We start from the raw sequence: 1,874 nt of genomic DNA, 5'->3' as shown, positions 1-1,874 counted from the left end.
AATCTCACCATGCAGGCGATCTGCTTGTTTTTCCATGGCTTGCTGGCGGAACAACCCTGTCACTACAACTTCCTTACTACGAGCTTATTTATGTTATGGCATATTTTTTATCATTTCACGGCAGTGTAGTCAACGGGATTAAATTACAGATCATTACAGCGGCTATGCATAGAGATGGGCAATCGCAAAAGATGACAGGCTATACCGAAAACGCAAGGCTTCTGCATCGGGCGCCACTTCTTTGGTAACAGGGTCAGCCAGACTGGCTTACAACTCGTTTTTATACAGCGTCTCCTGTATTGTAATACTGCCCTCAATAGCTGAACTGCTCTGCGCTTCTTGTAAAGACAAGCTCGACCGTAAACTTCCCTCTTAGAGAGAGCTTTTCCGAGAGCAGTTTTTGATGAGAATACTGCATCTAAAGTTATGCAAAAGCTTCCATACGGATAGACAAACTAAAATAAAGAGGCCTAACTTTGAGCAAACTCTCTTAACAGAAAAAATTAAATTTAATCAACCAGCACTTAAATCCTTTCTTTTCTCTACAATCCATAAAATGCTAAAATAAAAAACAATAACGACAATGTAAACTGCTAGCGTGGCTACGATATCCCAAATGTCAAATGTTCGCTCAGGAAGATATAGTTGAATTATTTCGTAAATGGCCACACCGATAGTATATGACGATGCGTTCTGGAAGAATGCTTTACTCCCAAATATCAGCGCCGCCAGCAAAATTCCCAGCATCGTTGAGATTGCATTAGGAAGAGAGCCCACAATTATATCAAAACTACCGCCAGTTTTTTGGTAAGCTGCACGATAACTTTCAAACTCTTCCATAAAGACGTATGTTAGCACTGACACAAAAAAAACTAAGAAGTATTTAAACATGCGATCACAACTGAGGAATCACACTAAGCGACCCCTCGCCACTCTATTTTTCTAAAGCGCTACCTAGCGCTCATAAAACTGTTGGTACCTGCTGCCAGATTTATTGGCACTAGCAAAACCGGAGAAGAACCCATTGATTCCTGCTGCTCCGCCAACAGATTCATATATATAGTTTGATACTAGACCAATACCTATACCTATACCTATCGCTGCTGTTGTACTAAGTTCTGCTCCGTGTACATTTTCAATTTCATTCACAGTAAGTTCTTTCATTTTACTTTCTCATTAAGTTAAAGATTATGCCAACTTATTGTCAGCCAGATTTATCTGCCTCCCTGCAGATTTGACCGTTTTCGGTCGATGCCCAACCAAAACTCAGGCAATAGGAAAAAATTGCTGAATATGCTGGTTACCCAGCGATTCATTCGCCACACCCAAGTGACTGGTTGCTTCGTCCATGAATAGGATGCGAGGTGCGCGATAAACCGCACGCGCCAGCACAGTTCGCTGCTTTTGTCCGCCGCTAAGACTGGTGCCCATTTCACCCATCAGGGTGTTGTATTGCATATGAATAGGCATAATTTCTTCGTGAATGTGCACCAACTGTGCGCAGTGGACTATGCGCCGGGGATATAGCTGAGCCTCAAAGCAGGCAGTATTGTCACCGATGGTGCCGGCGAGTAATTGATTGTTCTGCATATCGGATTCCTCCAACACGGCACCGGGGTAAAGGTCAAATTTTTGGTAGGGAAAGGCATCGAAGCGAAGTTTCAATGGTTGGCCTGCACTGAGAAAACCCGCAGAGTGCACCGGTACCAGCAACTGTGCCGTGAGTACGTGATTCTCCGGCACCAAAGATAAAACTGGGATATCGGCTTGTGCCTGCTGGCCCTCAGCCGCCTGCAAATTACTGACAACTCCGGCTCGGGAAGCCTTGACGATATAGGCCTGCTGACCATGCAGTTGGGCAATCTGCTGGGCGA

5 protein-coding genes are annotated in these 1,874 nt (G+C 44.4%); 1 reads left to right on the top strand and 4 read right to left on the bottom strand.

The window, feature by feature from the left end:
- Positions 1-248, top strand: a 248-nt coding sequence (locus Q1A48_RS21140; protein WP_299948819.1) for a hypothetical protein, incomplete at its 5' end; no start/stop codon positions are given.
- 19 nt (positions 249-267) lie between these two features.
- Here the strand turns inward: Q1A48_RS21140 and Q1A48_RS22035 are convergent.
- From Q1A48_RS22035 to Q1A48_RS21125, 4 genes are all read right to left on the bottom strand, one after another.
- A complete protein-coding gene (locus Q1A48_RS22035) occupies positions 268-351 on the bottom strand; it encodes a hypothetical protein (RefSeq protein WP_366523464.1) in 84 nt (27 codons plus the stop codon).
- Between the two features lie 162 nt (positions 352-513).
- Complete coding sequence (locus tag Q1A48_RS21135; protein ID WP_299948817.1) at positions 514-840, bottom strand: hypothetical protein; 327 nt, start codon at positions 838-840, stop codon at positions 514-516.
- Between the two features lie 114 nt (positions 841-954).
- The gene (locus tag Q1A48_RS21130; RefSeq protein ID WP_299948815.1) at positions 955-1,164 is read right to left on the bottom strand and encodes a hypothetical protein; all 210 of its coding nucleotides are present in this window, start codon (positions 1,162-1,164) and stop codon (positions 955-957) included.
- A 102-nt stretch (positions 1,165-1,266) separates the two neighbouring features.
- The coding region (locus Q1A48_RS21125) for an ATP-binding cassette domain-containing protein (RefSeq protein ID WP_299948813.1) at positions 1,267-1,874 on the bottom strand (608 nt) is incomplete at its 5' end.

It is taken from the genome of uncultured Microbulbifer sp., assembly GCF_947489355.1.
Classification (GTDB): Bacteria; Pseudomonadota; Gammaproteobacteria; order Pseudomonadales; family Cellvibrionaceae; genus Microbulbifer.
The sequence above is the reverse complement of the archived record's forward strand: the minus strand, read 5'-3'. Positions and strand labels throughout refer to the sequence as shown.